Origin of the sequence: Candidatus Planktophila sp. (assembly GCF_040402315.1) — a bacterium.
GTDB lineage: Bacteria > Actinomycetota > Actinomycetes > Nanopelagicales > Nanopelagicaceae > Planktophila.
Window position 1 is genome coordinate 1 of the sequence record NZ_JBBAMU010000049.1, and the last position, 3142, is coordinate 3142.

Genomic DNA, 3142 nt, shown 5'->3' on the forward strand with positions numbered 1-3142 from the left:
GTAAATCCCCCGGCTCTGCCTTCGAAGGTTCAAATCCTTCACCCGCCACCAGTAACGCCCTTCATAACGAGGGGCGTTTTTGCTTTCCTGGGCTTCCTGCAGTTCATTTGCGGGTCGACATTAATGGACTCGGTTAATACTGTTATCCAGTAGCCATCACGCCTCGACCTTAAGGAGTTAACGTGCAAAAACGTTTCGGAATTTTCTCTGCAGTTGTTATCGCAGCTGCTCTCACACTCACAGGATGCGGATCTGAAGATTCATCATCATCACAAGCAGCATCATGTGAAAAGGCAGATTTAGCAACAATTACTGAAGGTAAGCTCACAATCGCAACTGGCGAGCCTGCTTACTACCCATGGGTCATAGATGACAAGCCAGAATCTGGTGAAGGCTTCGAAGGCGCAGTTGCTTATGCAGTTGCTAAGCAGCTTGGTTTTGATGCAGCAGATGTCACCTGGGTCCGTACCACATTTGATTCAGCTGTCACCCCAGGAGAGAAGAAGTTTGACTTCAATTTGCAGCAATTCTCAATCACTGATGATCGCAAGAAGGCTGTTGATTTCTCTTCACCTTATTACACAGCCCCACAAGCAATCGTTTCATTTAAGGGAAGCAAGATTGAAGGGAAGACTTCACTTGCAGACCTTAAGGACGCCAAGCTTGGCGCAGCTGTCGGAACAACCTCACTAGATGCAGTCGAGAATCAGATTGGTATCAAACCACAGGTATTTAACGACAACGCGGCTGGTGTGTCAGCACTGAAGAACAAGCAGATTGACGGTCTCGTCGTAGATCTTCCAACTGCCTTCTATCTATCAGGTGTTGAAGTTCCAAACGGACTGATCGTTGGACAACTTCCATCAACTGGTGCAGGCGATCAGTTTGGTCTCTTGCTAACAAAGGCAAGCAAGCTCACATCATGTGTTACTGGCGCTGTTGATGCCATTACCGCTGATGGAACGCTGGCTGCAATTACAGATAAGTGGCTAGCAACTGATGCTGGCGCTCCTGTATTAAAGCCTCAATAGAAACTCAGCAGTAAACACGGTAGTTTGGCGACCATGTCAGAGAAGCAAAACTCTGCTTGGTCGCCAAGCTCACGTGAATTAGAGCGTCGTAGATCTCGCCAATCAATAAGCCGCAGGCAAGCAGGTATTGCTGCGGCTTCCTCTATTTTTGTGCTCGGCACACTCGCCGCAATTCTTGTGACTTCACCAGGCTGGGAAACTGTTAAGGCAACTTTTTTTGATATTGATTATGGCCGGGAAGTCTTTCCCACTGTCCTTCGCGGGCTTTGGATTAACTTACAGTTAACTTTTATTGGTGGGGCAGCAATCGGTGTCATCGCACTCGGTCTGGCGCTGCTGCGAACCACTAAGTCACCAGCGCTTACTCCCTTTAGATTCTTAGCTACCGCATACGTTGATATCTTCCGCGGTGCACCGCTGATCTTGATTATCTTGCTAGTGGGTTTTGGTGTTCCAGCTTTAGGACTTACTGGCGTATCAAGTAATGTAATTTTCTTAGGAACTGTAGCTGTAGTGCTCACCTATTCCGCCTATGTGGCCGAAGTTATTCGAAGTGGAATTTTATCTATTCACCCAAGTCAGCGGGCCGCAGCTCGCTCCCTCGGATTAACTTCAGGACAGACTATGCGCTTTGTTGTCCTGCCTCAGGCAATACGTCGGGTTGTGCCGCCCCTGCTAAATGATTTCGTCTCATTGCTCAAGGACACCGGTTTGGTCTCTATTCTGGGTGTCACTGACGCGGTGCGCGCTGCGCAAATTAATGCAAGCCGTACCTTTAATTACACGCCATATGTTGTTGCCGCCATCTTGTTCTTACTCATCACTATCCCCATGACTCGTTATACAGATAGAGCCATCAGGCAACGCACCAGTGCGCAGAACTCTGAAGGTGTAATTTAATGAGCAACGTATTAGAGCTGGTAAATGTTCGAAAGTCATTTGGTGCAGAGCTCGTGCTCCAGGATTTATCGCTCTCTGTTCCAGAGCACACAGCCACCGTGCTGATTGGCGCCTCCGGCTCAGGTAAGTCCACGCTTTTGCGCTGCATCAATCTGCTTGAATCAATCGATGATGGTCAGATTTTTCTTGATGGGCAAGAGATTTCAGACCCATTGATGGATGTGGATGAAGTTCGCCGCCGCTTAGGAATGGTTTTTCAATCCTTTAACTTATTTCCACACAAAACGGTCTTAGAGAACATCACACTCTCGCCAATCAAAGTCCACGGCAAGAGTAAAGATGAGGCCAATACTCATGCCACACAGCTGCTGAAAAGATTTGATTTAGCCGATAAGGCAGATCAATATCCAGATCGCTTGAGTGGGGGACAGCAACAACGAGTAGCAATCATTCGCTCACTTGCGGTAAACCCTCGCTTACTACTTCTTGATGAAGTGACATCAGCCCTTGATCCGGTCTTAGTTAATGAAGTTCTCGCTGCTGTGCGTGATCTAAAAAGTGATGGCATGACGATGGTCCTGGCAACACATGAAATGGGTTTTGCAACGCAGGTAGCTGATGAAGTCTGCTTCCTGGAATCAGGAAATGTGATTGAACGTGGAAGTGCGGAGCAAGTCCTGCATAACCCGCAGAACCCAAAGACGCAAGAATTCCTCAAGCGAGTGCACCAGGCTGGTCGGTTGTAGAGAGATGTCTGAATCCACTTCAATTCCACACGAGATTAATTGGAAAACGATTTTTAGCGGTGATCCAAAAAATGGTTGGATGCATTCGGGCATCGGAATCTTGAGCGATGGCCAGATAGTTTTTGAATCCCCTGGTGGACGAGCATTTATTGTCTTAAATCCAGAAGATGCAAGCTTTACTAGAGTTGATGTTGATGCAGCTATCCTGCATGGAATTACAATGGTTTCGAACTCCAGTGATGATTCTTTCTGGATCTGTGATCCGGGTGGCACGGAGGCTGCGCAAGTGCTTTTGGTTAATCGCAAAGGTGAAGTACTACGCATAATTTCAAGACCCAACACTAAAGCTGGCGATGCCATCACATGGAAACCGACAACGCTTGCCATTGTTGAAGAAGAAGGCCCCTACAAGGGAGATATCTGGATTGGTGATGGATATGGGGAGAGTTTAGTTCACCGCATTAG

General features: G+C 47.6%; 3 protein-coding genes and 1 pseudogene. All 4 read left to right on the forward strand.

The window, feature by feature from the left end; translation table 11 throughout:
• The first annotated feature begins 182 nt into the window (after positions 1 to 182).
• The gene (locus AC9UEP_RS05770) at positions 183 to 1031 is read left to right on the forward strand and encodes an ABC transporter substrate-binding protein (RefSeq protein ID WP_509545001.1); all 849 of its coding nucleotides are present in this window, start codon (positions 183 to 185) and stop codon (positions 1029 to 1031) included.
• 33 nt (positions 1032 to 1064) lie between these two features.
• Positions 1065 to 1931 carry an amino acid ABC transporter permease gene (locus AC9UEP_RS05775; RefSeq protein ID WP_509545004.1) on the forward strand — a complete coding sequence of 289 codons (867 nt, stop codon included), beginning with the start codon at positions 1065 to 1067 and terminating at the stop codon, positions 1929 to 1931.
• The gene (locus AC9UEP_RS05780) at positions 1931 to 2677 is read left to right on the forward strand and encodes an amino acid ABC transporter ATP-binding protein (protein ID WP_509545007.1); all 747 of its coding nucleotides are present in this window, start codon (positions 1931 to 1933) and stop codon (positions 2675 to 2677) included. The genes AC9UEP_RS05775 and AC9UEP_RS05780 overlap by 1 nt, the downstream gene beginning before the upstream one ends.
• Positions 2678 to 2681: 4 nt before the next feature.
• Positions 2682 to 3142: pseudogene (locus AC9UEP_RS05785) on the forward strand (hypothetical protein); the annotation flags it as partial.

Bases quoted from the DNA above. Each gene is read 5' to 3' on its own strand.
- AC9UEP_RS05775 (WP_509545004.1), top strand. From the start codon at position 1,065: ATGTCAGAGAAGCAAAACTCTGCTTGGTCGCCAAGCTCACGTGAATTA.
- AC9UEP_RS05780 (WP_509545007.1), top strand. From the start codon at position 1,931: ATGAGCAACGTATTAGAGCTGGTAAATGTTCGAAAGTCATTTGGTGCA.